Origin of the sequence: Rhodococcus sp. RS1C4, assembly GCF_002258225.1 — a bacterium.
GTDB lineage: Bacteria > Actinomycetota > Actinomycetes > Mycobacteriales > Mycobacteriaceae > Rhodococcoides > Rhodococcoides fascians_E.
Map to the genome: position 1 here is coordinate 25,233 of NZ_NOXZ01000032.1, position 25,580 is coordinate 50,812.

Sequence of the window (25,580 nt, forward strand, 5' to 3'; positions counted from 1 at the left end):
CCTTCGTGTCGCCCCTGTAGTACTACTGCGTTGTCCGCACGCCTGTCCTTCGGCTACGAGGATGCCGTACGACTCTGAGCGTGCGGTGTGAAGGTTCCGTCAATCCCGTTCGGGCAACACCGTGCGCGGTCGAACAGTTCCCGCGGCGGCTGCAGCGACAATCGTCAGCGCCAACGGGACAGCCATCGCCGAGGTGAGGGACACGAAGTGGGCGATCCAGCCGACGATCGCAGGTCCGGCCAGCAGCCCGACGTATCCCATTCCGACGACGCGAGACATGTTGGTCGCCGCGCCGCCTCCGAGGTTGCCTGCGGCGGTGAAGATCTGCGGAACGCTGCCGGACAATCCGAGGCCGAACAACGCCCATCCGGCGAGCGTCAGCGGCAGCACGTCCGAGACCAAGACCAGAGCCATCCCCGCTGCCGCGATCGCGTTGCCGTACCTGACCACCGCGACCGGGCCGAAGCGCGCGCTGACTCGATCCGCACAGAACCTGCCGACGGTCATCATCGTCGCGAAGAATCCGAAGGCGAGAGCTGCGGTGCTGTCCGACGTGGCGAGGTGCTCCTTCACCTGCAACGTGCTCCAGTCGTTGGCGACCCCTTCGGACAGAAGGAGGGCGAACGCAAGGGCTCCGAGCGCCAGGACGCGCGGAGAGAATCGGCCCCGCGCGGAACCGTCGGCTTCGGACTCCCCGGTGTGCGGCGACGTGCGGGGGACCAGGAAGGGGCGGCAGCAGGCCAACACGCCGATGCCGACAACGGCTGCTCCGATCGTGGTCGACAGGATCGGGATGCCGATGGACAGGGTGGCGGCTCCCACGAGTGAACCCACGACGCCACCGACCGAGAACAGAGCGTGGAATGCGGACATGATCGGTCGCGCGTAGACGCGCTCGACGTCCACTGCCTGAGAGTTCATGGACACGTCGAGAGCACCGTTGAAGATGCCGAACACGAAGAGCGCTGCACCCAAGGTGGCGGCATTCGTGGCGAGCGCCGGACCGACGACTGCGGTGGACAGCAGCACTCCGGCGACAGTAACGATTCGATAACTGCCGTATCGGTCGGCCAACGGGCCGGCGGCCTGCATCCCCACGATCGCTCCGCCCGCCAAGACGAGGAGCAGCGATCCGAGGGTGGCGTGCGAGATACCGACCTGACGCTCGACGGTCGGAATGTGCACGACCCAGATAGCGAAGAGGAAGCCGTTGACGGCGAACACTCCAAAAACGGCGGCGCGGGCGCGGCGGGCAGCGGCTGTCGAGATTGCGGCCTTGTCGATCACTGCACGCACGCTACCTGGTTGTTTGCGTCGAGCCCGCGGTGAGAGGTCGTGGGTGGACGATCTTGGTAAGCATTCGTAGCTGGATAGTCGCCGGATGCCGGCGACTCGTGTGACGCTTATCACATCATTCGGTTTGGTCTGGCGACACAACCGAGCGGAAGCGTAGTTTCGATGAATCGGACAGGAGTGCAAATTCGTTACAAATCTCTTCGTAACGATCTGAGAACGGTGCCGAGAAGGTTAGGCCGAGCGGCTGACCTGGCACCGCACAGCGACGCCGATCGAAGGAGACATCATGACCCTCGCACACACCCGCCAGGATCTCGCGGACGCGACACCCACAGTGCTGGACGCCGCAGTCGATTCGGCGCCGCTGTCCTCTTCTCAGCTGGAGATGATGCGCGCGTTCTTCTCGTGCGAGTTCGAGGTAGCTCGCCTCGACCGCGAGTCCATTCCGGCGGCTACGCCGGACGCCGTCGCCGAGTGGATCGACGCCCTTCGTATGAGCGGGCTGTTCTCCCCGTCCGAGATGCGCACGATGTCCGCGGCGTGGACGAGTGAGCCCGACGCGCTGGTGTCCTTGCTCGTCGGTGATGTCGACGAGGTGGCCGCTCGCCGCGACGTCACGGAATTGAGCCCTGAGGACGTGAACGTTTCCGCCCCGATCGTTGACGCAGCCGCCGACACCGAGCTCCCGAAGGCCAGCTGAGAGTACTTCTCACTATCCATTCGACGCCGCGGACGCCCACACGGGTGCGTCCGCGGCGTCGCTCGTCGTACGACACGTCGCAGCTCGTTGTTCGGCGAATCCACGCTCGGTCACGCGTCGTCCGTGCGACAGTGACGAGTGTTGATTCGCAAGTGAAAGGACCTTCGAGCGTATGACGACAGGTGTGGACTTCGACGCCGTCTCCGAATGGATCGGAGGCCTCGGCATCGGTGCAGTGGCCCCGCTGACATACGACAGGGTCGGCAACGGACAATCCAACCTCACGTACGCGGTCGCCGACGCCGGCGGTAGTCGCTGGGTACTGCGGAGGCCGCCACTCGGCACGTTGTTGGCATCCGCACACGACGTCGTCCGGGAATACCGGATCCTCACCGCCCTGCAGAACACCGGTGTTCCGGTCCCCAAGATGATCGCGGTGACCGAGGATTCACAGGTGTCCGACGTGCCTCTGGTGCTCATGAGCTACGTCGACGGCGTCGTGCTCGATTCGGTGCAGAAAGCCGAGGCCACCGCACCCGACATTCGCCGGGCAATCGGATCCAGCATGACGAGCGCGCTCGCGAGCATTCACCGGGTGGACCTCGACAGCGTCGGGCTCACGGACCTGGCCAGCCACAAGCCGTACGCGGAGCGGCAACTCAAGCGCTGGCGAACACAGTGGCAGCACACGCAGACACGTGAAGTACCGGCAATCGACACTCTCGCCGAGCGTCTCGCAGCGAACATCCCGGATCAACGAGAACTGACGTTGGTGCACGGCGACTTCCACCTCAACAACGTGATCACCTCACCCACCGCCGGTGACATCGTGGCCGTCGTCGACTGGGAACTGTGCACGCTCGGTGATCCACTCGCGGACATCGGCGGGCTCCTCGCCTACTGGCCGGAAGCGGGCGACGCCGTCGCAGGGCCGTTCATGGCCTCGACCTTGCCCGGCTTCCCGACCCGACAGCAATTGACGGCCGACTACGCAGCGAAGACGGGGCGCGACGTCACAGCCGTCGGATTCTGGCAGGTGCTCGCGCTGTGGAAGCTGTCCATCATCGCCGAGGGCGTCATGCGACGAGCGGAAGCCGACGCCCGCAACCGCGCCGACGCCGGTTCTCCCACGACGACCCTCATCGACGACATCATCGCCCGGGCTCTCAGCACCGCCGACGACATCGGCCTCTGAAATCTCCGCCTAGTCACTCCCGGTCTAGCTGGGGTCGTTCCTGCCGGCTCCACTCCCGGTCTAGCTGGGGTCGTTCCTGCCGGCTCCACTCCCGGTCTAGCTGGGGTCGTTCCTGCCGGCTCCACTCCCGGCCACAAGAGTGCGGGCGGCGGCTTCGATCTCGGTGGGAATGGCGACGGGACGACGCGTCTGCGCGTCGACGTACACGTGGACGAATCGGCCGGTGGCTGCCAGGTGCAGCTCGTCGCCCGGGCTTTCGCGGAACAGAGCGAGCGCGTAGACGATGCTGCGGGTGCCCAGTTTCTCGACCGACAGGCCGACCTGCAGGGCGTCGGGGAACGACAACTCGCTGTGGTACTTGCACGACGTCTCGGCGACCACACCGATGGCATCCAGTGCCCTGATGTCCACGCCTGTGGTGTGCATCAGCCAACCGTTCACCGCGGTGTCGAAGTACGAGTAGTAGGTGACGTTGTTGACGTGCCCGTAGTGATCGTTGTCGTCCCACCGCGTGGCGATCGGCCAGAGGGCCGGGTACTCGGCGGCGGTGTTGCGTTCGGCTCGCTGGCCGGCGGAGGCGGTCATGGTTGCTGACTCTATCGGCCGCGCGCCAGAACCCAGCGAACGACGAGGCCGACGACCAACGCCCAGAAGGCGGAGCCGATACCGAAGATGCCGATGCCCGACGCCGCGATCACGAACGTGAGAACGGCCGACTCCCTCCCGTTCTCGTCTTTCAGGGCACCGGCGAGCGAGGCGGCGAGCGTGCCCAGCAACGCCAGTCCGGCAACGGTTTCGACCACACCGGCAGGCGCAACGGACACAAGAGTCGCCACGGCAGCCGAACATGCTGCGAGGAGAAGGTAGAACCAGCCTGCCGACGATGCTGCGATCCAGCGACGCTGGGGGTCGGGGTGCGCCTGCGGCGCCGCGGCCAGGGCTGCGCTGATGGCTGCGAGGTTGACGGCGTGCCCACCGAACGGTGCGCCCACCATCGTTCCCAGGCCGGTGACCCCCATCGCGGGCCGCCAGGGTACGTCGTATCCGTAGGACTTCATGACGGCGACGCCCGGGATGTTCTGCGATGCCATGGTGACGATGTACAGCGGCAGCGCGATCCCGACGATTGCTTGCCACGTCCAGTCCGGTGCGGTGAAGGCGACGTGCGGAATCAAGTCCGCGGCGGGGGGAATACGCTGCGCGACAGCGACATCGATGGCAATGACCACGGCTGCGGTGCCGAATGCAGCGGGAACGGCCCACCGCGGAGAGTAACGCTGCAGCACCAGCCAGACCACGATGACCGGTGCGATCGCCCCGGGTGATGCGGCGAATGCAGTTACCGGTTTCAGGCATAGCGGCAACAGGACACCCGCGAGCATCGCCTGCGCGAGAGATGTGGGAATGGACGTGATCAGTGCGCCGAGACGCGGCCACAGCCCGGTGGTGATCACCGATGCGCCGACGACGAGAAACGCGCCGACGGCAGCGGGCCACCCGCCGGCCACCGCTCCTGTCCCGGCCAGCAGCGCGGCACCGGGCGTCGACCAGGCAAGGGTGATGGGTTGGCGATACCGCCGGGAGAGGTAGATCATTCCGAGAGCCTGAGTCACGCAGATCACCAGGAGCCCCGACGCTGCATCCGTCGGTGACGCGCCCACCGCGCGAAGACCGGTCAGCACCACGGCGAACGAACTGGTGAAACCGACGAGCGCGGCGACGATGCCCGCGAGGATCGGTTGAAGTGCGCTCGGTGTCGATCGGGTCGGCTCTGCCACGAACAGCAATGATGCCCTGTGTGGGGGTACGCCGGTAATCGTGGATGCGTGCTTACCGGCCACAGCGGCCGATGTGCTCCGTTAGTGTTGCAATCGTGAAGTTGTTCGTGGGAATCGATATGGGCACCGGCAGCAGCAAGGGCGTCCTCGTCACCGCCGACGGAGAGGTTCTCGCCTCGGAGCAGCGAGCCCACGAGATGTCGTTACCGCACCCGGGCTGGGCGGAAGTGGATGCGGATGCGGTCTGGTGGGGTGACGTGTGCGTCATCGCATCGGCGTTGATGAACCGGGTTCCGTCGGGTTCCGAGGTCGCGGGCGTCTGTGTCAGTGGGGTCGGTCCGTGTCTGGTGCTCACCGACTCCGAACTGCGTCCGGTGCGGCCGGCGATCCTGTACGGGATCGATTCACGGGCCTCGTGCGAAATCGAGGAGCTCACCGAGCATTTCGGTGCCGACGCCATTCTGGAGCGATGTGGCAAATCGTTGTCCAGTCAGGCAGTGGGGCCGAAGATCGAGTGGGTTCGCAAGAACGAGCCGGAGGTGTTCGATCGTGCGAGACGGTGGTACGGATCCAATTCGTACATCGTCGCCAAGCTCACCGGTGAGTACGTGCAGGACCATCACACGGCCAGTCAGTGCGACCCTCTCTACTCGGTTCGTGAATTCGGTTGGAACGCAGACTGGATCGACCGAGTTCTGGGCGGACTCGAGGTGCCGAGGTTGGCGTGGCCGAGCGAGGTCGTCGGACATGTCGATGCGCGCGGCAGTGCTGCGTCCGGCATCCCTGTCGGCACGCCCGTGGTGGCGGGAACTGTCGACGCGTACGCCGAGGCATTCAGTGTGGGAGTGCGGCATCCGGGTGATCTGATGTTGATGTACGGATCGACGATGTTCCTGGTGCAGGTGTTGGCGGACTATCACACGAATTCTGCGCTGTGGACCACCACGGGAGTGCAGGCAGGCACGTATGCACTCGCGGCGGGAACATCCACCGCCGGTTCACTGACCACGTGGCTTCGGACACTCACCGGTGGAGCGCCGTTCGAGGAGCTGATGCGTGAGGCATCGGCCGTTCCAGCAGGGGCCGAGGGGTTGTTGATCCTGCCGTACCTCGCAGGCGAGCGAACGCCGGTGTTCGACGCCGATGCCCGCGGTGTGATGGCAGGACTGACTCTTCGGCATGGACGAGGTCATATCTTCCGGGCTGCGTACGAGGGAATCTCCTTCGGTATCAGGCAGATTCTGGAGATGTTCGACGACGCGGCCACGCCGGTCAACCGAGCCGTCGCCGTGGGTGGTGGGCTGCGGAGTCCGGTGTGGGCGCAGGCGCTCAGCGACATCACCGGACAGACGCAGCTCGTCACCGAGCAGGCCATCGGGGCGAGCTACGGTGACGGCCTGCTGGCCGCTATCGGGGTCGGGGAGGTATCGCCCGAAACCGACTGGGCCACCGTGGCATCCGAGGTGCCGCCGAATCCTGCACACCGCGCCCTGTACGACGACCTGTATGCCAGTTGGCTCCAGCTCTACCCGGCGACGCGAGACATCGTGCACGCGGGCGCTCAACTGACCAGGTAACCGCCGTCGACCGGGATGTCGATTCCATTGATCATCGCCGACGCGTCGGAGGCGAGCCACAGCGCAGTCGCCGACACCTCCGACGGCTCGGCGAATCGGCCGGAGGGGATCCGCGCGAGCATCGGTGCGGATTTCACCGGGTCGCCCCATACCTTCTGGCCCATGTCGGTGAGAACTACTGTGGGGCAGACGGAGTTGGCCCGGACGCCTCGCCCACCGAGTTCGAGCGCGAGCACTTTGGTGGCCATGATGAGTCCGGCTTTGGACGTGCAGTACGCGTAGTGCTCGGGGAGTGGTCGTAGTGCCGCGGCCGATGCGACGGTGACGATGGATCCGCCGTCGCCGTCCGCCATTGCTCGGCCGATACGCGCTGCGAGCAACGACGGGGCTCTCAAATTGACCTGGATCACTTCGTCGAAGTGCGCTGTATCGAGTGCGTCCACCGTTTCCGGGTAGGAGATTCCGGCGTTGTTGACGAGTACGTCGACGCCGCCGAATGCGTCGACGGCGTCGGCGGCGAGCGTGTCCGGACCCGCTGCTGTCGACAGATCTGCGACGACGATGGCGGTCTCGGTGTCGAGTGTGCGAGAGGAGCTTTCGAGCGATTCGTGATCTCGACCGGAGAGAACGAGGCGCGCGCCTGCCGCGGCGAACGTCTGCGCGATGTCGGCGCCGATGCCGCGACTTGCGCCCGTGATCAGCACGCGTTTGCCGTCGAGGCTCGGAGTCGTGGATCGGTCGATCGTAGGTGTCATGCCGTGTCTTCCTCGTCGAGTGTCGTGATGTGGGACAGGATGTCCTGTGCGGTCGCCGGGTCCGTGACGAGTCGATTGAAGAAGTGCGCTCGCGCGCCGCTGACGATCGGCACCACTTTGTCCGACCCGACTGCCACCGCGATCCCGACCGGAATCTTCTGCAGTGCATCCAGTTCCACCGCGATCAGACGATCGGAGCCGGGGAACTCGACAGAGTTTCCGTCCCGGTCGTAGAAGCGTGAGCACACGTCGCCGACAGAGTCTCGCAGTGATGCGGAGTCGGTCGGGACGAAGCGGGGTATGTCGGAGCGCAGGAGGGGAGGTGCCCCGACGCCCATCAGGATGCACCGGGCCTGGGGCCAGAGTTCGAGCACGCGTTGAATTGCGGGGTCCGAGTGGATGATCGAGTACAGATCGGCACCGGGAAGCGCGGGTGCGAACAGGTAGTTGGCTCGTCCGCCGAGTTTGTTGGAGATCAGTCTGGTGATCTCGTTCGTCTGGTACCACTCCTCGGGCTGGTCGTTGCCGCCGACGGTCGGAGCCACCAGGATTCCCGGGATTCTGTCCAGGTCGAACTGAGCCACTTCGTACACGGTTCTGCCGGAGGAGACCAACAGGATGTCGCCGGGGACGAGCCCGACCGCGGCGAGTGCTTTGGACACTGCGGGAGCGAGGTAGCGACCCATGAGATCGACCGTCGGTTTCGACGGCGTGGCCGGGGGCAGGGGTGCCGACAGGTAGACGTACTCGAGGCCGAGGGCGGACGCAACGCTGTCCGCCAGATCGTCCTGCGAGTAGTTGCTCGGTGGCACGACCTCGATACGAACGATTCCCTGACGCCTCGCCTCGGAGAGAAGTCTGCTGACCGTCGCTCGGCTGGTTCCGAGTTTGGCGGCGACCTCGGCCTGAGTGGCGTCCTCGTCGTAGTAGAGCTTGGCCGCCGTGTAGAGCAAGGTCGGCGCGAAGTGGCTCCCGTCGGCCGATTGGCCCGACAGGGGGTTCTCGCTCGCAGATCCTGTGATCGCCATGGTCGGAAGTATCCCACTGAACATATGTGCACGGAGTTTGAATTGCTGAACATTCGTTCTGGACATATGTATACCTGTTCGTTAATGTGAGCGCCAACACATCGCCGACAGGCAATGTCTCGCCTCACCCGCGACGACCGCGCGGACACGAAACTGCTGAACGAGGAGTCATAGATGCCGGACACGACAATCCCGGAGAAGATGCAGGCTGTGGTCTGCCACGGCCCGGAGGACTACCGGCTCGAGGAAGTGCCGGTACCGGTACCCGGGCCCGGCGAAGCCCTGGTTCGCGTCGAGGCGGTCGGGATCTGCGCAAGCGACCTCAAGTGCTACCACGGCGCAGCGAAGTTCTGGGGCGACGAGAACCGACCCGCCTGGGCCGAGACCGACGTCATTCCCGGTCACGAATTCGTGGGTGAAATCGTTGTGATCGACGACGAGGCGTCGGCCAGGTGGAACGTCTCGGTCGGTGACCGTGTGGTGTCGGAGCAGATCGTGCCGTGCTGGAAGTGTCGCTTCTGCCTGCGCGGCCAGTACCACATGTGCGCGCCGCACGACCTGTACGGATTCAAGCGTCGCACCCCCGGCGCAATGGCCAGCTACATGGTGTACCCCGCAGAAGCATTGGTGCACAAAGTGTCCAAGGACATCCCCGCCGCGCACGCAGCATTCACCGAGCCCCTGTCCTGCTCGCTGCACGCCGTCGAGCGGGCAGGGATCACATTCGACGACGTCGTCGTCGTCGCAGGATGCGGCCCCATCGGCCTGGGTATGATCGCCGGCGCACGGGCGAAGAACCCCGCGCATGTCATCGCGCTCGACATGCAGCCGGAGAAGCTGGCGCTCGCGAAGGAATGCGGCGCTGACATCGTCGTCGACATCCGCAACGAGGATGCCGAGAAGATCGTCAAGGACCTCACCGACGGATACGGCGCCGACGTCTACCTCGAAGGGACAGGACATCCCACTGCCGTTCCGCAGGGACTCAACCTGCTTCGCAAGCTCGGCACGTACGTCGAATACGGCGTCTTCGGAAGCGATGTCACGGTCGACTGGTCGATCATCTCCGACGACAAGGAACTCGACGTTCTCGGCGCGCATCTCGGCCCGTACTGCTGGCCCGCAGCCATCCGCATGATCGAGTCCGGTGTCTTGCCGATGGACAAGATCTGCACCCATCAACTACCCCTCGCTGACTTCCAGAAGGGTCTCGACCTCGTCGGAAGCGGCGCAGAGTCGGTCAAGGTTTCGCTGATTCCGTCCTGATTCGCTCCTGCACGAAGCACTTTGGAGACTTACCCATGACTTATCGTCAATTCTCGAGGCGGGACATGCTCCGCGCGATGGGGCTGGCAGGCGTCGCCGCAGCGTCGGTGCCGATTCTGTCGTCCTGCGGAGTCGGAGGTGGCGTGAACGCCGTCAACGGCGCCGGCGAAGTGAGCGGGTCGTTCGATTGGAAGGCCGTGGAGGGTACGACCCTCAACATCCTGCAGACCCCGCATCCGTACCAGCAGTCGTTCCAACCGCTGCTCGCCGAGTTCGAACAGCTGACCGGCATCACCGTCAATGCGGACCTGGTGCCCGAGGCGGACTACTTCACCAAGCTCAACACCGAACTTGCCGGCGGTACCGGCAAACACGACGTCTTCATGCTGGGGGCGTACTTCATCTGGCAGTACGGCCCGCCCGGATGGCTCGAGGACTTGAACCCCTGGTTGCAGAACAGTTCGGCCACCAGCGCCGAGTACGACTTCGAGGACATCTACGAGGGTCTGCGCACGTCGACCAGCTGGGATTTCGAGCAGGGCTCACCGCTCGGTACCGGTGGTCAGTGGGCGCTGCCGTGGGGATTCGAGAACAACGTCGTTGCGTACAACAAGAAGTTCTTCGACGACAACGGCATCACGCTGCCGGACACCTTCGACAACTTCGTGCAGCTGGCCATCGACCTCACCGATCGTTCGCAGAACCGCTACGGAATCGCGACTCGCGGGTCCAAGTCGTGGGCGACGATTCACCCCGGCTTCATGACCCAGTTCACGCGTGAAGGTGCGCAGGACTACGTCTTCGAGAACGGCGAGTTGCAGGCCCGGATGAACTCGGAGAAGGCAGTTGCGTTCACCGAGAAGTGGATCGAGATGCAGCACAAGGCCGGACCGACGTCGTGGACGTCCTACGACTACCCCAACGCCACCGGTGATCTCGGTGACGGCAAAGCGATGATGGTGTTCGACGCCGACAGTGCGACCTACCCGAAGAACAAGCCGGGTGCGTCGGCACAGGCAGGCAACATCGGGTGGTACCCCGGTCCTGCAGGTCCCGACGGCAGCTACGCCACGAACCTGTGGACGTGGTCGCTGGCGATGAACTCGATGTCGAAGAACAAGCACGCAGCCTGGCTGTTCATGCAGTGGGCCACGGGCAAGGAAGCGATGTCGAAAGCTGTTCAGGGCGGGATCTACGCCGACCCGGTCCGCAAGTCCGTGTTCGACGGTGTCTTCAAGGACCAGGTCGCCGACCAAGCGGGTTATCTCGAGACGTTCGAGACCGTGATCGACCAGTCGAAGATTCAGTTCACTCCGCAGAAGAAGTTCTTCGACACCACGCAGAACTGGGCGTCGGCACTCCAGGACATCTACGGCGGCGACGACGCTCAGTCCCGGCTCGACGGACTGGCGAAAACCAACACCTCGAAGGTGAACCTGTGATGACTTTTCAGAAAGAGGTACGTCATGGCCACGCGCACTGAGCCTTCGCGTTCGACGGGCGCGCCTGTTCCAGGTTCCACGGCCAAGCCCGAGGTGCCGCGGTGGCGTCGTCGGCTGCGTCCGTATCTGTTGTCGGTTCCCGCCGTCCTGATCGTCGTCGGAATTCTGTACCCGTTCTTCGTCGGCGCGTGGTACTCGTTCCTCAACTACGCTGCCGTGAACCCGAACCCGGTGTTCGTCGGCTTCGCCAACTACGCCAGCGTTCTCGGTGACGCGCAGTTCTGGTCGAGCGTGCGCGTCACGGGCACGTTCGCAGTGGTGGCGACCATCGTGGAGACCGTCATCGGCGTGATCATCGCGCTGCTGCTCAACCGGTCGTCGATCGTCGGCCGCATCTTCGAGAAGGTGCTGATCCTTCCGCTGATGATCGCGCCGGTGATCGCCGCGGTGGTGTGGAAGCTGATGTTCAACCCGCAGTTCGGTGTGCTGAATCACGTTCTGGGACTGGGCAACACGTTCGACTGGTTGAGCAGTCAGAACGCGCTGTTCTCGGTGATCCTCGTCGACCTGTGGATCTTCACGCCGTTCGTCGCGATTCTCGTTCTCGCCGGCATCCGTTCCCTGCCGAAGGAACCGTTCGAAGCGTCCGAGGTCGACGGCGCGAGCTGGTTCTACATGTTCCGCCGGCTCATGTTGCCGATGCTGTGGCCGTACATCCTCGTCGCGGTGATCTTCCGCTTCATGGACAACCTCAAGTTCTTCGACGTGCCATGGGTTCTGACGGCCGGTGGGCCGGGTGTCGCGACCCGTTCGTTGCAGATCGGTGCGTTCGAGGACTCGATCATCAACCTCGACTACTCCCGCGGCAGCACCTACATGTTCCTGCTGTGGATCCTCGTGTTCATCACCGCGCGCTTCCTCGTGAGCGTGCTCGGCAAAGCACAGCGGCGCGCCGCTGGAGCGGAGAACTGACATCATGGCAAAGGAATTGCTTCCAGGGCAGCGCCGGTTCACCCCGGCCTCGGTCGCCGCGGACGTCGTACTGCTGGTGTGGTTCGTGTTCTCGCTGTTCCCCATCGTGTGGATGGTGTTACTGGCGCTGAAGTCCGACGCCGAGCAGACGAGCACGTACTTCTCCTTCACGCCGACGTTCGAGAACTTCGGAACCGTGCTCAGCCAGCGCGGAACCGACCTCACCAGCGTCGATTTCACGTCGTCTCTGCTCACCAGCCTCATCAACTGCGGCGGCGCGGTCATCGTCTCGCTCGTCATCGGTATCCCCGCCGCCTATGCGGCGGGTCGCTGGCAGTACAAGGGCAGCAACGATCTGATGTTCCAGATGCTCTCGTTCCGATTCGCGCCCGAGCTCATGGTGATCGTGCCGCTGTTCGTCATCTACAACCAGATCGGGTTGTTCGACACCAAGGTCGGCATGATCTGGGTGCTGCAGTTGGTGACCATGCCGCTCGTCGTGTGGATCCTGCGCTCCTACTTCCAGGATCTGCCGGAGGATCTGGAACAGGCCGCGCTTCTCGACGGGTACACCCGCTCGCGGGCATTCGTCATGGTCGCGCTCCCCTTGGTGCGCCCCGGCATTGCTGCAGCTGCATTGCTGGCCTTCATCTTCGCGTGGAACAACTACGTCTTCCCGCTCATCCTGTCCGACAGCAACGCCAGCACGGTCACCGTCGCGATCACCAAGTATCTCGGTGGTGGCGGGCAGGCCTACTACAACCTCACTGCGGCGGCAGCAGTCATCGCAGCACTCCCACCGCTGATCCTGGCGCTCACCATTCAGCGCTACCTGGTTCGCGGTCTCTCGTTCGGGGCGGTGAAATCCTAGATGGCACAGCTTGCAGTCAAAGGACTGAGCAAGAAGTACGGCAAGAAGATCGGAATCGACGGACTCGATCTCGACATCGCGGACGGCGAGTTCTTCGTCATCCTCGGTCCGTCCGGGGCGGGCAAGACCACGACGCTCAAGTCCATTGCAGGACTGGTCGAGGTCGACGAAGGTGCCGTCCACATCGGCGGCACGGACATGACAGCTGTGGAGCCGTACCACCGCAACGTCGCGATGGCGTTCGAGAGCTACGCGTTGTACCCGCAGAAGACCGTGTCGGAGAACCTGGCATCGCCGCTGAAGTCCGGCCGCACCGGCAAGTACACCGAAGCCGAGCAGACCGAACGCATCAAGTCCGTGACGACGACTCTCGGTATCGACCATCTGCTGAAGCGGTTTCCGCGCGAGCTGTCCAACGGTCAACGTCAGCGTGTCGCGCTCGGTCGCGTGCTGGTCCGTCCGGCCGACGTCTACCTGCTGGACGAGCCCCTCTCGCACCTCGATGCGAAGCTTCGTGCGGCCATGCGCGTCGAACTGAGGCAGTTGGGTGAGATGTCCAAGACCACCACCGTCTACGTCACCCACGATTATCAGGAAGCCCTCGCCCTGGGAGATCGCATCGCGATCCTCCGCGAGGGGCGTGTGGTCCAGGTCGATACTCCCGAGAACATCTGGCGTACACCGGCGGACACGTTCGTCGCCAAGGCCCTCGGTCAGCCCGAGATCAACCTCTACGACGCAACCGTCGACGACGGATCGCTGCGCGTGCTGGGAAGCAGCATCGAGGTGTCCGCTCCGGCAATGCTGTCGAGAGGGGACAACGCGCGCATCGGCATTCGGCCCTGCGACGTCGACGTGCTCGCGCAGGCGTCGACGCAGCCGGGGAAGGTGAACTTCGAGGGCACCGTCGTACTCGCCGAACGTCTCGGACGCGACGTCGAGGTGTCCGTCGATCTCGGCGGAACCACTCTCATCGCGTTGTCGAAGGGCGGACGTCACATCACCGAAGGTGCGACGGTGACCGTGTCGGTCGACGCGTCGGACATCCACATCTTCGACGGCACCGACGGGGCGTCGGACGTCGAAACTCGTCGCCTGGGCGCGGCAGACAGCAAGGAGCAGTAGATGACTGCCGTACACACCACGACCGTCGCGCAGAGCCTGACGCTCGACAACCTGGTCAAGACCTACTCGTCGCGTGGGCGGGAAGAATTCAAGGCCGTCAAGGGCATCGATCTCACCATCGAGCCCGGTGAACTGATTGCGCTCCTCGGCCCGTCCGGATGCGGCAAGACCACGACTCTGCGGATGATCGCGGGCCTGGAGACGGTCACGAGTGGAGAGATCCGCATCGGCGACAGGACCATCACGGACCTTCCGCCCGGAAAACGTGAGGTCGGGGTCGGATTCGAGAGTTACGCGCTGTACCCGCCGCTGTCCATTCGTGAGAACCTCGCGTACGGGTTGAAGGCACGCAAGGTCAAGGGTGCCGACGAGCTCGTGAACTCCATCGCTCGCAGGCTCGAGATGGAGGATCTACTCGAGCTGCGTCCGGCAGGACTGTCGAGTGGCCAGAAGCAGCGCGTCGCATTGGCGCGGGCCCTCGTTCGGAACCCTCCGGTGCTGCTCCTCGACGAGCCGCTCTCGCACCTCGATGCCTCTGCACGCCAACGAGTTCGACGCGAACTCAAGATGTTGCAGCGCGAGTTCGGGTACACCACGATCGTGGTCACCCACGACCAGGTCGAGGCGCTCAGCCTCGCGGACCGCTTGGCGGTCATGGACGGCGGAGTCATTCAGCAGTTCGGCACTCCGGACGAAGTGTTCGACGATCCGGCCAATCTGTTCGTCGCAGGGTTCGTCGGCGAGCCGCAGATCAACGTTCTCGACGGTGTCGTCCGTCGTTCGGGAACGTCCAGTGTCGTCGAAATCGGGGACGGCACACTGTCGGTGAACGTCACCGATGTCTCCGACGGCACATCCGTCAAGGTCGGTATCCGCCCGCAGGACGCGTCGATCGTCGCGGGCGTGGCCGGTGACGGGCAGATTGCGGCGTCGGTGGACTACTTCGAGCACCTGATGGAGTTCGGCCAGGCGAAAATTTCCGTCGCAGGCGGCGGCGAACTTCTGGTGCAGACCCCCGCACGCGAAAGCTACCGCAGCCACGATCGATGCGCGCTCTCCGCTCCGGCCGAACGCATCTACCTGTTCGACCGCGAATCCGGTCTCAGACTCCGATAGGACCAGTCATGACAAGGCTTTTCAACGATCCAGCGTCGTTCATGGAGGACATGCTCGACGGATTCCTCGACGCCAACTCGCGGTACGTCGTCGGTGTCCCCGGCGGGGTGGTGCGCGCGACAGCGACACCCGAGGGCAAGGCCACGGTTGTCGTCGGCGGCGGGTCCGGGCACTATCCGGCGTTCTGCGGAGTGGTGGGTCGTGGATTCGCCGACGGTGCCGTGGTGGGAAACATCTTCACCTCGCCGTCGGCCGACGATGCCGCGTCGGTGGCGCGTGCAGTCGAGCGCGGCGGGGGAGTGCTGCTGACGACGGGCAACTACGCGGGCGACGTCATGAACTTCGGTCTCGCGGTGCAGAAGCTGCGCGCCGAGGGAATCGACGCCCGGTACCTCGCGGTCACCGACGACATCGCCAGCGCACCGAAGGATCAGATCGCCAAGAGGCGCGGCATCGCCGGTGATTTCACGGTGTTCCGGTGCGCGTCGGCCGCTGCCGACGAGGGATACGACCTGGACGGTGTCGAGCGGGTCGGAATCGCCGCGAACGACGCCACCCGCACGCTGGGCGTGGCCTTCGACGGCTGCACGATGCCCGGTGCCCAGGACCCACTGTTCACGGTGGCGAAGGGGACGATGGATCTCGGTCTCGGTATTCACGGAGAGCCGGGGGTGTCCTCCCACGACATGCCGACTGCCGCCGAGCTTGCGGACCTGCTCGTCGATGGCGTGCTCGCCGAGAAGCCCGAAGGCAGCGGCGAGCGCATCGCGGTGATCCTCAACGGGCTCGGCCGAACCAAGTACGAGGAACTGTTCGTCGTGTGGCAGACGGTGTCGCGTCGGCTGCGCGAGCACGGATACACCGTCGTCGACCCGGAAGTGGGGGAACTCGTCACGAGCCTCGACATGGCAGGCTGCTCGCTCACCGTCATGTGGCTCGACGACGAACTCGAGAGGTTCTGGACCGCGCCGGCGGACACTCCCGCCTATCGCAAGGGAGTTGTCGCCGGCGATACCGGGGAGCGTCGGTCGGCCGACGACGTGGCCGAGGCTGCGTCCGCGGTAATGCCGGAGTCCGACGAGCATTCGCGGGAGTGCGCTCGGTTCGTGGCATCGTCCCTCGAAGCCCTGGCGGAGCGAATGGCTGCTGCGGAGGACGAACTCGGCCGCATCGACGCCGTCGCGGGAGACGGCGACCACGGCCGAGGAATGGTGAAGGGTACGGCTGCTGCACGTGAAGCCGCGGACGATGCCGTCAACCGAGACGGCGGCACCGGATCGGTGCTCGCGGCCGCAGGCTCGGCATGGGCAGCGAAAGCAGGTGGAACCTCCGGAGTGTTGTGGGGTGCCGCACTGACAGCCATCGGAAACAGACTGGGCAACAACGGCGTACCGGACGACGCGGCCGTCGCCGAAGCACTGCGAGCAGGGTACGACGCCCTGACATCCCTGGGCGGTGCATCGCTGGGAGACAAGACAATGCTCGACGCTCTCGACCCGTTCGTCGGGGCCGTCGAGAAAGCCGTTGCCGGCGGAAGTGACTGGCGGACTGCGTGGTCCGACGCAGTGAACGTGGCGGGTGACGCTGCGCAGCGCACCGCGGAACTCCGTCCGAAGGTGGGACGAGCACGTCCCCTGGCCGAGAAAAGCGTCGGGACCCCCGACGCGGGCGCGGTGTCGCTCAGCATGTGCGTCGCCACCGTCGCCGAACTCTTCACGAAGCAAGGACTGTAGATCATGAGCAAGCTGAGAATCGTCGTCGGATGCGACGACGCCGGACTGCAGTACAAGCAAGCACTGTTGGCCGATCTGGAGAAGGACGATCGAGTCGAATCGGTCGCCGACGTGGGCGTCGGAACCGACGAGCACACCGCCTACCCGCACGTGGCCGTCACCGCGGCACGCATGATCGCCGACGGGTCGGCCGACCGTGCGCTGCTGGTGTGCGGCACCGGTCTCGGAGTGGCCATCAGCGCCAACAAGGTTCCCGGTATCAGGGCCGTCACGGCACACGACAGCTTCTCGGTCGAGCGTGCCGTACTCAGCAACGATGCCCAGGTGCTGTGCATGGGCCAGCGTGTCATCGGAATCGAACTCGCGCGTCGCCTGGCAAGGGAATGGCTGGGCTACACCTTCGACCCGACATCGGCATCAGCAGCGAAGGTCGCGGCAATCGGAGAATACGAAACCGGTTCCCTCGCAACCGCGGAGGACGCAGCGAAAGCGGTGTGCGACTGAGTAGAACTGGATGCGACGGCGGGGCGGCAAACCCGCCGTCGCGCAGAGGGTCTCGAACGACCCTCAAGGATTTTTGGCAACCTATTCCTGCCGTGCGCAGCGAACCGTGGGCAGTCGGATGTAGACGACGAGACTTGGTATTTCGATCGACGCGAGCAGTGCGCAGCCGATGGTCCATTGCCCGACAGGACGCATGCTGATCGCCTCGAACAAGGCCCACAACGCTGCGCACCAGATCGGTTGGACTGCGAGGAGTCGACTGTACGGTTAGACGATTGGTGCGGCCGCCCGTGGACTCGTCCCGGTTACGAACACCCGTACAGAGCTGCCCCGGGACACCTTTTAATACTTCGGAAGTCACCGATCTCGCCTGGTCTGCCGGAATCGACGGCCACCAGACCATCGGTGTGGGTTCGACCGTGTCACGAGCGTTTCGGTCGGTGGTGCAGTGCGCGGAGGTCTACCTCATGCCTCGCTGGTTCGCAGTAGTGCAACGTCGGAGACGAGGCGGATGTGGTCAGCCATGGCTCTGCCTGCCGTGGTCGGATCCTGCGCTCGTACTGCTTCGGCGATTCGGCGGTGGCCTTCGAGCGATGCTTTCGGTCGCTCGGATTGCGACAAGGATTCGATGCGTGTTTCGCGGATCAGTTCCGCGATTTCGCCCATGAGGCGTGCGAGGAGAGGGGAATGTGCAGCGTCGGTGATAGCGCGATGAAACATCTCGTCGCCTGACACGCCGCGGTCGCCGCCGGTGATCTCGGTCGCCATCACGGACAGTGCGTGATCGATGGCAGCCATCTCCGCGTCGCTGCGACGCTGTGCGGCCAATTCCGCTAGTTTCACTTCCAGCGCTTCTCGGGCTTCGATAACCTCCGGAAGTCGGTCGGCATGCTCGCGCAGTGCACGAATTGCGATATCTCCCACGGGGCGTCGAACCAGCACTGCTCCGTCGCCATGACGTACGGACAGAATGCCTTGAACCTCGAGAGCGACGAGTGCCTGGCTGAGGGATGCTCGACTGACGCCGAGTTGTGCAGCGAGTTCGCGTTCGGCGGGAAGTCGATCGCCGAGCTTCATGTCGCGATCGACGATGTGTGCACAGAGCTGTTCGACGATCACTTCGTACAGCCGCGGCCTGGCCACCGGGCGAATTTGCTCAGCCACTGTGTCACTCGCTCTCTGTTCCTCTAGGCCTACAAGTTTAACGGACCGCTCGGTAGTAACGACGAGCACATCGAGGGTTGACAAGTGATCCACTTCACTGGTTGAGTCCTTATTGACCCAGTGGCTAGTCCAATTGGCCACTGCGCAGCCGAAGCAACCGCTTCGGTGACGCCACAGATGAACCGGAGACCTCGATGTCGACCGAGCTGATTCCAATCCTTGCTCTTGTTGTCATGTTCCTTGCAGCCACGGTGTTCCCCGTCAACATGGGTGCGCTGGGCTTCGTGGCAGCGTTCTTCGTCGGAACCCTCGCCGTGGGTATGGGTACCGACGAGATCATCGGCGGATTCCCGAGCAGTTTGTTTCTGACCTTGGTCGGGATCACCTACCTGTTCGCGATAGCGCAGAACAACGGCACAGTGGACTTACTTGTCCGGGGTGCCGTACGCCTGGTCGGGGGGCGCGTCGCCCTGATTCCATGGGTGATGTTCGGCATCACCGCGGTGCTCACGTCGATCGGGGCACTCGGGCCCGCCGCGGTCGCCATCGTGGCTCCGATTGCGCTGGGATTCGCTGCCCGCTACAAGATCAACGCCCTGCTCATGGGCATGATGGTCATTCACGGAGCTCAGGCCGGCGGCTTCTCGCCGATCAGTATCTACGGAGTCACGGTCAACGGCATCGCCGCCGACGCCGGACTCACCAACAGCCCGCTGACACTGTTCCTCGGTAGCTTCATCTTCAATGCTGCAATCGGTGCCGCCCTGTTCGTGTTCCTGGGTGGTCGCTCGCTGATCGGCCGCAGCGTGCACGACGACGACGGCACCCGTCCCGACGGCGACACAGGCGGGGTCGGCGGTGGTGCACGCCGCTCGACGGTCATGCGTGGGTTCGGATCGAGTACGCCGAAGCCTTCGGGCCAGACGGTGACGGTCGAGAACGCCCCGCCGTTGGCGACTGCGGTCAAGGCCGTCACCTTCGATCAGATTCTGACGCTCATCGGCCTGGCGTCCTTGGCGGTGCTCTCGCTGATCCTGGACCTGGATGTCGGTTTCATCTCCATGACGGTTGCGGTAGTCCTTGCTCTGGCCTCGCCGAAGGCGCAGAAAGGGGCGATCAATCAGATCAGTTGGTCGACGGTCCTCCTGATCGGCGGTGTGCTCACATTTGTCGGGGTGCTACAGAAAGCCGGAACGGTCGGGTATGTCGGTGACGCGGTAGCGGGAATCGGAGTACCTCTCCTCGTCGCGTTGCTTCTGTGCTACATCGGTGCCATTGTTTCCGCGTTCGCCTCCTCGACCGCGATTCTCGGTGTCACCATTCCGCTCGCGGTCCCATTCCTGCTCGCCGGCGAAGTAGGCGCCGTGGGAGTCATTGTTGCACTTGCCATTTCCTCGACAATCGTCGATGTCAGCCCATTCTCGACCAACGGAGCTCTTGTCCTGGCCAACGCACAAGGCATCGACAAGGACGTGTTCTACAAACAGATCCTGAAGTACAGCGCCCTCGTTGTGGTACTCGGTCCGATCATTGCCTGGGGACTGCTGGTAGTGCCCGGTTGGCTGTAGCGGCCTCCGCAGTGTGTCGCGACCTACCGAAAGCGTCGCGGACACATTCTTGACATCCATTCGCATCGCTGGTCCAATTAAATTGGCTAGGCCACTGGGCCACTAGGCCAAGGTTACCTCTCGCTCTCGCACCCGGAAGAAGTTGATTTCGATGCCGCTCAACACGACAGGCAGAACCGGACCACTCGAAGGAACGGTGGTCATCGATCTGACGCGCGCCCTTGCCGGACCGCACGCGTCGATGATGCTGGGGGACCTCGGCGCCGACATCGTCAAGGTCGAAACGCCGAAAGGCGGCGACGACACCCGAGGTTGGGGCCCACCGTTCGTCGCCCCGGAGGGCGTGGATCGCGAGTCGACGTACTTCTTGTCGGCCAACCGGAACAAGAGATCGATCGCCCTCGATCTCAAGACCGACGACGGCCGAGAGGCATTGCACGACATGATCGAGCAGGCCGACGTGCTGCTGGAAAACTTCCGGACCGGCGTACTGGACCGGCTCGGATTCTCGCCCGCTCGTTTGGCCGAAATCAACCCCGGTCTCGTGGTGCTCTCGATCACCGGATTCGGGCACGACGGCCCAGAAGGCGGGCGTTCGGGGTACGACCAGATCGCGCAAGGTGAGGCGGGTCTGATGTCGTTGACCGGCTCCGGACCCGACGATCTCCAGCGGGTCGGAATCCCGATCGCCGATCTCCTCGCCGGCATGTACGGAGCCTTCGGTGTTCTCGCAGCACTTCGCGAGCGTGATCGCACCGGACGCGGCAAGGTGGTACGAACCTCGTTGCTGGCCAGCATCGTAGGTGTGCACGCCTTTCAGGGGACGAAATGGACCGTTGCGGGCGAGGTAGGTCAGGCGCAGGGGAATCATCACCCGTCCATCTGTCCCTACGGCCTCTTTCCCACCGCGGACGGTGCAGTTCAGATTTCAGTAGGCAGCGAAGGACTGTGGCACCGGTTCTGCGACGGCTTCGGCATCGACCCTGATCTGGAAGGCATGGCAACCAACCCACAGCGCGTCGAGTCGCGTCTCGAGGTCATCGAACTGGTATCGAAGATCTTCGGAACCTACGAGACCGAACCTCTGTTGAAGTTTCTCGACGAGATCGGTGTTCCCGCAGGAAAAGTACGCAACCTGCAGGAAGTCTACGAGTGGGAGCAGACCAAATCTCAAGGTCTGCTGGTCGACGTCCAACACGAAACGCTGGGAACCGTCACGCTCCCCGGACCACCCCTGCGCTTCTTCGAATCAGACGGCACCGAGGTCACCGAAACCCGCCACCTTGCCCCGCCGGTCCTCGGTGCCGACGACGAACTCGTCCGAGCATGGCTGAAAGAAGCGATCCGATGACCAGAATGACAGCGCACGAACTGCTGGACATCGTCGTCGACACAGACAGTTTCGACTCATGGGATACACCTGCCGTCGAGTACGTCGTCGACGAGACGTACGCCGAGGAATTGGCAGCGGCCCGCGAAAAGACCGGGCTCGATGAATCCGTCATCACAGGATCCGCCACTATCCGGGGCCGCAGAGTCGCCATTCTGGTGTGCGAATTCTCGTTCCTGGCGGGTTCGATCGGTGTGGCTGCGGGCGAGCGGCTCGTGACTGCAGTGCACCGGGCCACTGCGGAGCGGCTACCGCTTCTCGCGCTTCCGACATCGGGTGGGACGCGGATGCAGGAGGGCACCGTGGCGTTCCTGCAAATGGTGAAGATAACTGCGTCCATCACCGCACACAAGGCCGCTCACCTGCCCTACATCGTCTACTTGAGAAATCCCACCACGGGAGGGGTTTTCGCGTCCTGGGGTTCCCTCGGTCACGTCACCGTCGCCGAACCAGGTGCCCTGATCGGTTTTCTCGGGCCACGCGTCTACGAGGCGCTCTACGATGCCGAGTTCCCCGCGGGCGTGCAGACCTCGGAAAACCTACAGGCACACGGTCTCGTCGACGCGATCCGAGCGCCCGAGCAACTCGCCGAAATAGTCGATCGTGCACTGCGCATCATTTCCGACCCGCCCTCCTGCCGTGCGCGCACTTCCCATACGCCGGAATGGAGAATCGACGACGTACCGGCATGGACGTCCGTACTCGCATCGCGTAGGACGGACCGCCCGGGAGTTCGCGAACTTTTGTTCAACACCGCAGCGGACGTGTTGCCGCTCAATGGAACCGGTCAGGGTGAAGCCGACCCCGGGTTGATTCTCGCGCTGGTACGTTTCGGTGACATGCCGTGCGTCCTGCTCGGTCAGGATCGTCGGACCCAAACGGCGACGACGCCGCTCGGTCCTGCGGCTCTGCGCGAGGCGCGACGCGGTATGCGACTTGCGCAGGATCTGGAACTCCCACTTGTCACGGTGATCGACACCGCGGGGGCGGCTCTGTCCAAGGAGGCGGAGGAAGGCGGATTGGCCGGTGAAATAGCCAGGTGCATAGCCGATATGGTCGATCTGGACACCCCGACCGTCTCGTTGCTTCTGGGCCAGGGGACCGGCGGAGGGGCTCTTGCGCTCGTGCCGGCCGACCGCGTGCTGGCGGCCCAACACGCATGGCTTTCGCCGTTGCCTCCGGAGGGGGCAAGCGCAATAGTTCACCGCGACATCGCGCACGCCGCTGACATGGCGACCAAGCAAGGAGTGCGATCACTGGATCTGTTCGACGCGGGAATCGTCGACCTCGTCATTCCCGAATTGCCGGACGCCGCAGAAGAATCGCAACAATTCTGCGATCGAGTCGGGGTCGCTCTTCATCGCGAACTCGCCGACCTGGTCGGGCAAGACCCGGAGATGCGGCGCATCACGCGAGAAAAACGGTTCAACCGAATCGGCTGCACGTCGGCAACTACCTGAACATGCTCGACCCGATCCTCCTCAGAACGTTCCTCGCAGTCGAACGTACAGGCTCGTTCACGGCTGCGGCCGACACCCTCGGTCTGCGTCAGTCGACGGTCAGCGGTCATGTAGCTCGGCTGGAACACGCAACGAGGCAAACCTTGTTTCTTCGGTCTTCCGGACGGAGAACAAGGGTGACGACGACGGCCGCGGGTGGTGTCCTGACCGAACATGCAGGACGGATACTCGCGGCGCACGAGGCAGCAACCACCTTCTTTTCCGCACCTCGTGCGTCCGGCAGTGTTCGATTCGGGACAACCGAGGATCTACTGGCGGGGCCTGTTCCGGTAGTGCTTCGCAACTTCGGACAAGAACACCCCGATGTCACGCTGGAACTCGTGGTCGACGACGACGCCCAGCAACTCCGGCGTCGTCTCGGCACGCACGACATCGACTCCGCACTGATGGCTTGTCGACCTGCAAGTTCCGCCGGCACCGTCGTCGGTCACGACCGACTCGTATGGGCTCGGGCTCCTCACTCGAGATGTCCTTCCCGCTCCCGCGAGTCCGTCGTCGTCTATCTCCCACCCACTTGGGTCCGCGACGCGGCAATCGAGGTGCTGAATCTCGGCGGCTACGACTATCGAACACCGACCGAGGTGTGCTCGCGCCGCGAGGCCCACCTGGCGTCACTCGCGGGCGTGGGGTACAGCGTGTACGCGTCCACGTCGATTCCTGGTGGTCTGGAAGAAGCCACTCGCCTTCCCGAGCTTCCCTCGGTCGATTTCGTCGTCGAACACTCCGGGCCCGCCGACGCCCCGACAACCGCGCTGAACGATTACATCGAACGACACTTTCGTTGGGAGTTGCCCCGGAATCGCGGTACCTACGTGTAGGGGGATACCGACCATGCGGACTACCGAGGGCGTTGTTTCGGAATCGATCGGCCCGATAGCCTCGATACAGGCTCCAGCCTGCACGGACGTTACGTTCGATTGTGCTGAAGTCACCGTGTGATGGAGTGCGAATATCAAGCGTTCCCCAGGCCAACCCTGCACGGTCTTCGGGCTAGCTCCGCGAAAACTCAGACGCCCGCTGGATTTGCTCGTTCGTTGGCCGGATGCCGGTGTAGAGGACGAATTGCTCGGCGGCTTGAAGTGCGATGACCTCGGCGCCGGTGATGACGGGCTTGCCTGCGGCCCGGGCTTTGACGATCAACGGTGTTTCCGACGGCATGGCGACTACGTCGAACACTGCGTGGGCCCCGTGGATCTGCTCGTCGGAGTATGGCGAGGCATCGGCGTCGGGGCCGCCCGCCATTCCGACGGGGGTGACGTTGACTAGCAGGTCGGCCTGGACGGTGCGGGCAGACCACTCGTATCCGTAGGCGGCGGCCAGAGCCGGACCGGTGACCTCGTTGCGGGCGACGACGGTGCCTCGGGTGAATCCCGAATCACGAAGTGCTGCAACGACGGCTTTGGCCATTCCTCCGCTACCGGTCACCGAGACCGTGTAGTCGGTGGAGAAGCCTGATGACGCAAGCAGATTCGCGACTGCCTGATAATCGGTGTTGTACGCGTGCAGTACGCCGTTTTCGTTGACGATGGTGTTGACCGATTCGATGGCACTAGCCGACTCGTGCATCACGTCGATCGACGCGATGACGTCCTCCTTGAACGGCATCGACACTGCGCAGCCTCTGATACCGAGCGCGCGAACCCCGCCGATCGCTGCGGCGAGATCGGTCGTGGTGAAGGCTTTGTAGACGAAGTTCAGATCGAGTTCGTCGTAGAGGTAATTGTGAAAACGGGTACCGATGTTGCTCGGGCGACCGGAGAGCGACATGCACAGTTGTGTTTCACGGTCGAGGAAGCTGCGCGAGGACATCGTTCGGACTTTACTCTCAGCAGTTCTGCGCCACCGACGAGAGAGCGCGCTGGTCCGCCTGTGTGATCGGCAGCGCGTACTGCGCCGCGACGGACAGGTACTTGCCCGCGTAGAAGCATCGGTACGCGGCGTTGGGTGGTAGCCACTGCGCTGGAGTGGAGTCGCTCTTCGACTGATTGTCGGGCCCGTTCACGGCAAGGAGGTTGAAGTCGATGTCGTTGGCGAACTGGACTCGCTTGTCCGGTGTCCATGCGTTCGCGCCCATGTCCCAGGCCGCGGACAGTGGGTAGACGTGGTCGATCTGAATCTTGCCTGCGTCGGCCTTGACGAATTCGACGGACTCACCGGAGTACGGGTCCGCGAGAACCCCCGACGTGACCACGCAGTTCCGAGTCCCGTCGCGGAACGTCACCTCGGTGAGGGAACGCGCCAGGACGTTGTCGCGGGTACCGCAGCCGTCGTGACCGCCGGGCCCGTCGTAATCGTCGGTCCACGCCGGACCGAACACGCAGCCCTCCCCGCTTTTGCAGCCCCGCTCGTATCCCGGGTTGTCGGGCCTGTCCGCGACCACCTGAACCCGTGCAAGTAGATCCTCGATCTGCACTCGTGTGGGACTACCCGGCGCCGGGGGAGGCGGCGAAAAACCTGGAATCGACGCTCTGTCGCAGGACCCGAATGCAGTCATGGCCAGAGCGGCCACCAGCAACAGCAGCGCCACACGCAGCTTCTTCACACACGCCCAATCGTCGTACTCGGTCTATCCGGACACGA

Annotated in this window: 23 protein-coding genes; 15 read left to right on the forward strand and 8 right to left on the reverse strand. The window is 63.9% G+C overall.

The annotated features are described in order from the left end of the window. Positions 1–99 precede the first annotated feature (99 nt). A complete protein-coding gene (locus tag CH289_RS16650) occupies positions 100–1,296 on the reverse strand; it encodes an MFS transporter (RefSeq protein WP_020113128.1) in 1,197 nt (398 codons plus the stop codon). 286 nt (positions 1,297–1,582) lie between these two features. Between CH289_RS16650 and CH289_RS16655 the strand changes: the two genes are divergently transcribed. Next, positions 1,583–1,996 (forward strand): hypothetical protein, encoded by a 414-nt coding sequence (locus CH289_RS16655; protein ID WP_094627369.1) that lies wholly within the window; start codon positions 1,583–1,585, stop codon positions 1,994–1,996. A gap of 172 nt (positions 1,997–2,168) precedes the next feature. Continuing rightward, positions 2,169–3,191: a phosphotransferase family protein gene (locus tag CH289_RS16660; RefSeq protein WP_019667180.1), complete on the forward strand. Its 1,023-nt coding sequence runs from the start codon at positions 2,169–2,171 to the stop codon at positions 3,189–3,191. Between the two features lie 96 nt (positions 3,192–3,287). On the opposite strand, the gene CH289_RS16665 is transcribed toward CH289_RS16660, so the two are convergent. Then, positions 3,288–3,776, reverse strand: coding sequence for an acyl-CoA thioesterase (locus CH289_RS16665; RefSeq protein WP_037140396.1), 489 nt, complete (start codon positions 3,774–3,776; stop codon positions 3,288–3,290). Positions 3,777–3,787: 11 nt separating this feature from the next. Continuing rightward, the gene (locus CH289_RS16670; protein WP_019667182.1) at positions 3,788–4,978 is read right to left on the reverse strand and encodes a benzoate/H(+) symporter BenE family transporter; all 1,191 of its coding nucleotides are present in this window, start codon (positions 4,976–4,978) and stop codon (positions 3,788–3,790) included. 86 nt (positions 4,979–5,064) lie between these two features. Between CH289_RS16670 and CH289_RS16675 the strand changes: the two genes are divergently transcribed. Continuing rightward, entirely contained in the window at positions 5,065–6,546 is a 1,482-nt protein-coding gene (locus tag CH289_RS16675; RefSeq protein ID WP_020113131.1) for an FGGY-family carbohydrate kinase, read from the forward strand. Here the strand turns inward: CH289_RS16675 and CH289_RS16680 are convergent. After that, positions 6,531–7,301 carry an SDR family NAD(P)-dependent oxidoreductase gene (locus CH289_RS16680; protein WP_094728194.1) on the reverse strand — a complete coding sequence of 257 codons (771 nt, stop codon included), beginning with the start codon at positions 7,299–7,301 and terminating at the stop codon, positions 6,531–6,533. The genes CH289_RS16675 and CH289_RS16680 overlap by 16 nt on opposite strands. Continuing rightward, entirely contained in the window at positions 7,298–8,329 is a 1,032-nt protein-coding gene (locus tag CH289_RS16685) for a sugar-binding transcriptional regulator (protein ID WP_051104989.1), read from the reverse strand. The genes CH289_RS16680 and CH289_RS16685 overlap by 4 nt, the downstream gene beginning before the upstream one ends. Positions 8,330–8,503: 174 nt before the next feature. Between CH289_RS16685 and eltD the strand changes: the two genes are divergently transcribed. From eltD to CH289_RS16725, 8 genes are all read left to right on the forward strand, one after another. Continuing rightward, complete coding sequence (eltD, locus tag CH289_RS16690; RefSeq protein WP_019667186.1) at positions 8,504–9,595, forward strand: erythritol/L-threitol dehyrogenase; 1,092 nt, start codon at positions 8,504–8,506, stop codon at positions 9,593–9,595. A 65-nt stretch (positions 9,596–9,660) separates the two neighbouring features. Then, positions 9,661–11,037, forward strand: coding sequence for an ABC transporter substrate-binding protein (locus CH289_RS16695; RefSeq protein ID WP_020113133.1), 1,377 nt, complete (start codon positions 9,661–9,663; stop codon positions 11,035–11,037). Positions 11,038–11,061: 24 nt separating this feature from the next. Then, entirely contained in the window at positions 11,062–12,009 is a 948-nt protein-coding gene (locus CH289_RS16700; RefSeq protein WP_019667188.1) for a carbohydrate ABC transporter permease, read from the forward strand. 4 nt (positions 12,010–12,013) lie between these two features. Then, a complete protein-coding gene (locus tag CH289_RS16705) occupies positions 12,014–12,880 on the forward strand; it encodes a carbohydrate ABC transporter permease (RefSeq protein ID WP_019667189.1) in 867 nt (288 codons plus the stop codon). Next, positions 12,881–14,005 carry an ABC transporter ATP-binding protein gene (locus CH289_RS16710; protein ID WP_033190353.1) on the forward strand — a complete coding sequence of 375 codons (1,125 nt, stop codon included), beginning with the start codon at positions 12,881–12,883 and terminating at the stop codon, positions 14,003–14,005. Continuing rightward, positions 14,006–15,121: an ABC transporter ATP-binding protein gene (locus CH289_RS16715; RefSeq protein WP_019667191.1), complete on the forward strand. Its 1,116-nt coding sequence runs from the start codon at positions 14,006–14,008 to the stop codon at positions 15,119–15,121. It begins immediately after the preceding gene. Positions 15,122–15,129: 8 nt separating this feature from the next. After that, complete coding sequence (locus CH289_RS16720) at positions 15,130–16,854, forward strand: dihydroxyacetone kinase family protein (RefSeq protein WP_033190354.1); 1,725 nt, start codon at positions 15,130–15,132, stop codon at positions 16,852–16,854. Between the two features lie 3 nt (positions 16,855–16,857). Then, the gene (locus CH289_RS16725) at positions 16,858–17,358 is read left to right on the forward strand and encodes a ribose-5-phosphate isomerase (protein WP_019667193.1); all 501 of its coding nucleotides are present in this window, start codon (positions 16,858–16,860) and stop codon (positions 17,356–17,358) included. Positions 17,359–17,823: 465 nt separating this feature from the next. Here the strand turns inward: CH289_RS16725 and CH289_RS16730 are convergent, their stop codons facing one another. Then, a complete protein-coding gene (locus CH289_RS16730) occupies positions 17,824–18,522 on the reverse strand; it encodes a FadR/GntR family transcriptional regulator (protein ID WP_094620608.1) in 699 nt (232 codons plus the stop codon). 194 nt (positions 18,523–18,716) lie between these two features. On the opposite strand from CH289_RS16730, the gene CH289_RS16735 reads away from it, so the two are divergent. The 4 genes from CH289_RS16735 to CH289_RS16750 all read left to right on the forward strand — a co-directional run bounded on the left by CH289_RS16735 (position 18,717) and on the right by CH289_RS16750 (position 23,818). Next, positions 18,717–20,090: an SLC13 family permease gene (locus CH289_RS16735; protein ID WP_033190356.1), complete on the forward strand. Its 1,374-nt coding sequence runs from the start codon at positions 18,717–18,719 to the stop codon at positions 20,088–20,090. 151 nt (positions 20,091–20,241) lie between these two features. Beyond that, positions 20,242–21,441: a CaiB/BaiF CoA transferase family protein gene (locus CH289_RS16740; protein WP_020113139.1), complete on the forward strand. Its 1,200-nt coding sequence runs from the start codon at positions 20,242–20,244 to the stop codon at positions 21,439–21,441. Beyond that, positions 21,438–22,940 (forward strand): carboxyl transferase domain-containing protein, encoded by a 1,503-nt coding sequence (locus tag CH289_RS16745; RefSeq protein WP_094728195.1) that lies wholly within the window; start codon positions 21,438–21,440, stop codon positions 22,938–22,940. Before CH289_RS16740 ends, CH289_RS16745 begins: the two co-directional genes overlap by 4 nt. A gap of 2 nt (positions 22,941–22,942) precedes the next feature. After that, a complete protein-coding gene (locus tag CH289_RS16750) occupies positions 22,943–23,818 on the forward strand; it encodes a LysR family transcriptional regulator (protein ID WP_052083243.1) in 876 nt (291 codons plus the stop codon). A 172-nt stretch (positions 23,819–23,990) separates the two neighbouring features. Here CH289_RS16750 and CH289_RS16755 read toward each other — a convergent pair whose 3' ends face one another. Further along, on the reverse strand, positions 23,991–24,809 hold the full coding sequence (locus tag CH289_RS16755; protein WP_094728196.1) for a shikimate 5-dehydrogenase: 819 nt from the start codon (positions 24,807–24,809) through the stop codon (positions 23,991–23,993). Positions 24,810–24,825: 16 nt separating this feature from the next. Beyond that, positions 24,826–25,494 carry an HNH endonuclease family protein gene (locus CH289_RS16760; protein WP_037140428.1) on the reverse strand — a complete coding sequence of 223 codons (669 nt, stop codon included), beginning with the start codon at positions 25,492–25,494 and terminating at the stop codon, positions 24,826–24,828. Between the last annotated feature and the right edge of the window lie 86 nt (positions 25,495–25,580).

Bases quoted from the DNA above. Each gene is read 5' to 3' on its own strand.
- CH289_RS16755 (WP_094728196.1), bottom strand. From the start codon at position 24,809: ATGTCCTCGCGCAGCTTCCTCGACCGTGAAACACAACTGTGCATGTCG.
- eltD (WP_019667186.1), top strand. From the start codon at position 8,504: ATGCCGGACACGACAATCCCGGAGAAGATGCAGGCTGTGGTCTGCCAC.
- CH289_RS16725 (WP_019667193.1), top strand. From the start codon at position 16,858: ATGAGCAAGCTGAGAATCGTCGTCGGATGCGACGACGCCGGACTGCAG.
- CH289_RS16660 (WP_019667180.1), top strand. From the start codon at position 2,169: ATGACGACAGGTGTGGACTTCGACGCCGTCTCCGAATGGATCGGAGGC.
- CH289_RS16680 (WP_094728194.1), bottom strand. From the start codon at position 7,301: ATGACACCTACGATCGACCGATCCACGACTCCGAGCCTCGACGGCAAA.
- CH289_RS16740 (WP_020113139.1), top strand. From the start codon at position 20,242: ATGCCGCTCAACACGACAGGCAGAACCGGACCACTCGAAGGAACGGTG.
- CH289_RS16745 (WP_094728195.1), top strand. From the start codon at position 21,438: ATGACCAGAATGACAGCGCACGAACTGCTGGACATCGTCGTCGACACA.
- CH289_RS16720 (WP_033190354.1), top strand. From the start codon at position 15,130: ATGACAAGGCTTTTCAACGATCCAGCGTCGTTCATGGAGGACATGCTC.
- CH289_RS16710 (WP_033190353.1), top strand. From the start codon at position 12,881: ATGGCACAGCTTGCAGTCAAAGGACTGAGCAAGAAGTACGGCAAGAAG.
- CH289_RS16705 (WP_019667189.1), top strand. From the start codon at position 12,014: ATGGCAAAGGAATTGCTTCCAGGGCAGCGCCGGTTCACCCCGGCCTCG.
- CH289_RS16655 (WP_094627369.1), top strand. From the start codon at position 1,583: ATGACCCTCGCACACACCCGCCAGGATCTCGCGGACGCGACACCCACA.
- CH289_RS16735 (WP_033190356.1), top strand. From the start codon at position 18,717: ATGTCGACCGAGCTGATTCCAATCCTTGCTCTTGTTGTCATGTTCCTT.
- CH289_RS16760 (WP_037140428.1), bottom strand. From the start codon at position 25,494: ATGACTGCATTCGGGTCCTGCGACAGAGCGTCGATTCCAGGTTTTTCG.
- CH289_RS16665 (WP_037140396.1), bottom strand. From the start codon at position 3,776: ATGACCGCCTCCGCCGGCCAGCGAGCCGAACGCAACACCGCCGCCGAG.
- CH289_RS16715 (WP_019667191.1), top strand. From the start codon at position 14,006: ATGACTGCCGTACACACCACGACCGTCGCGCAGAGCCTGACGCTCGAC.
- CH289_RS16685 (WP_051104989.1), bottom strand. From the start codon at position 8,329: ATGGCGATCACAGGATCTGCGAGCGAGAACCCCCTGTCGGGCCAATCG.
- CH289_RS16750 (WP_052083243.1), top strand. From the start codon at position 22,943: ATGCTCGACCCGATCCTCCTCAGAACGTTCCTCGCAGTCGAACGTACA.
- CH289_RS16700 (WP_019667188.1), top strand. From the start codon at position 11,062: ATGGCCACGCGCACTGAGCCTTCGCGTTCGACGGGCGCGCCTGTTCCA.
- CH289_RS16695 (WP_020113133.1), top strand. From the start codon at position 9,661: ATGCTCCGCGCGATGGGGCTGGCAGGCGTCGCCGCAGCGTCGGTGCCG.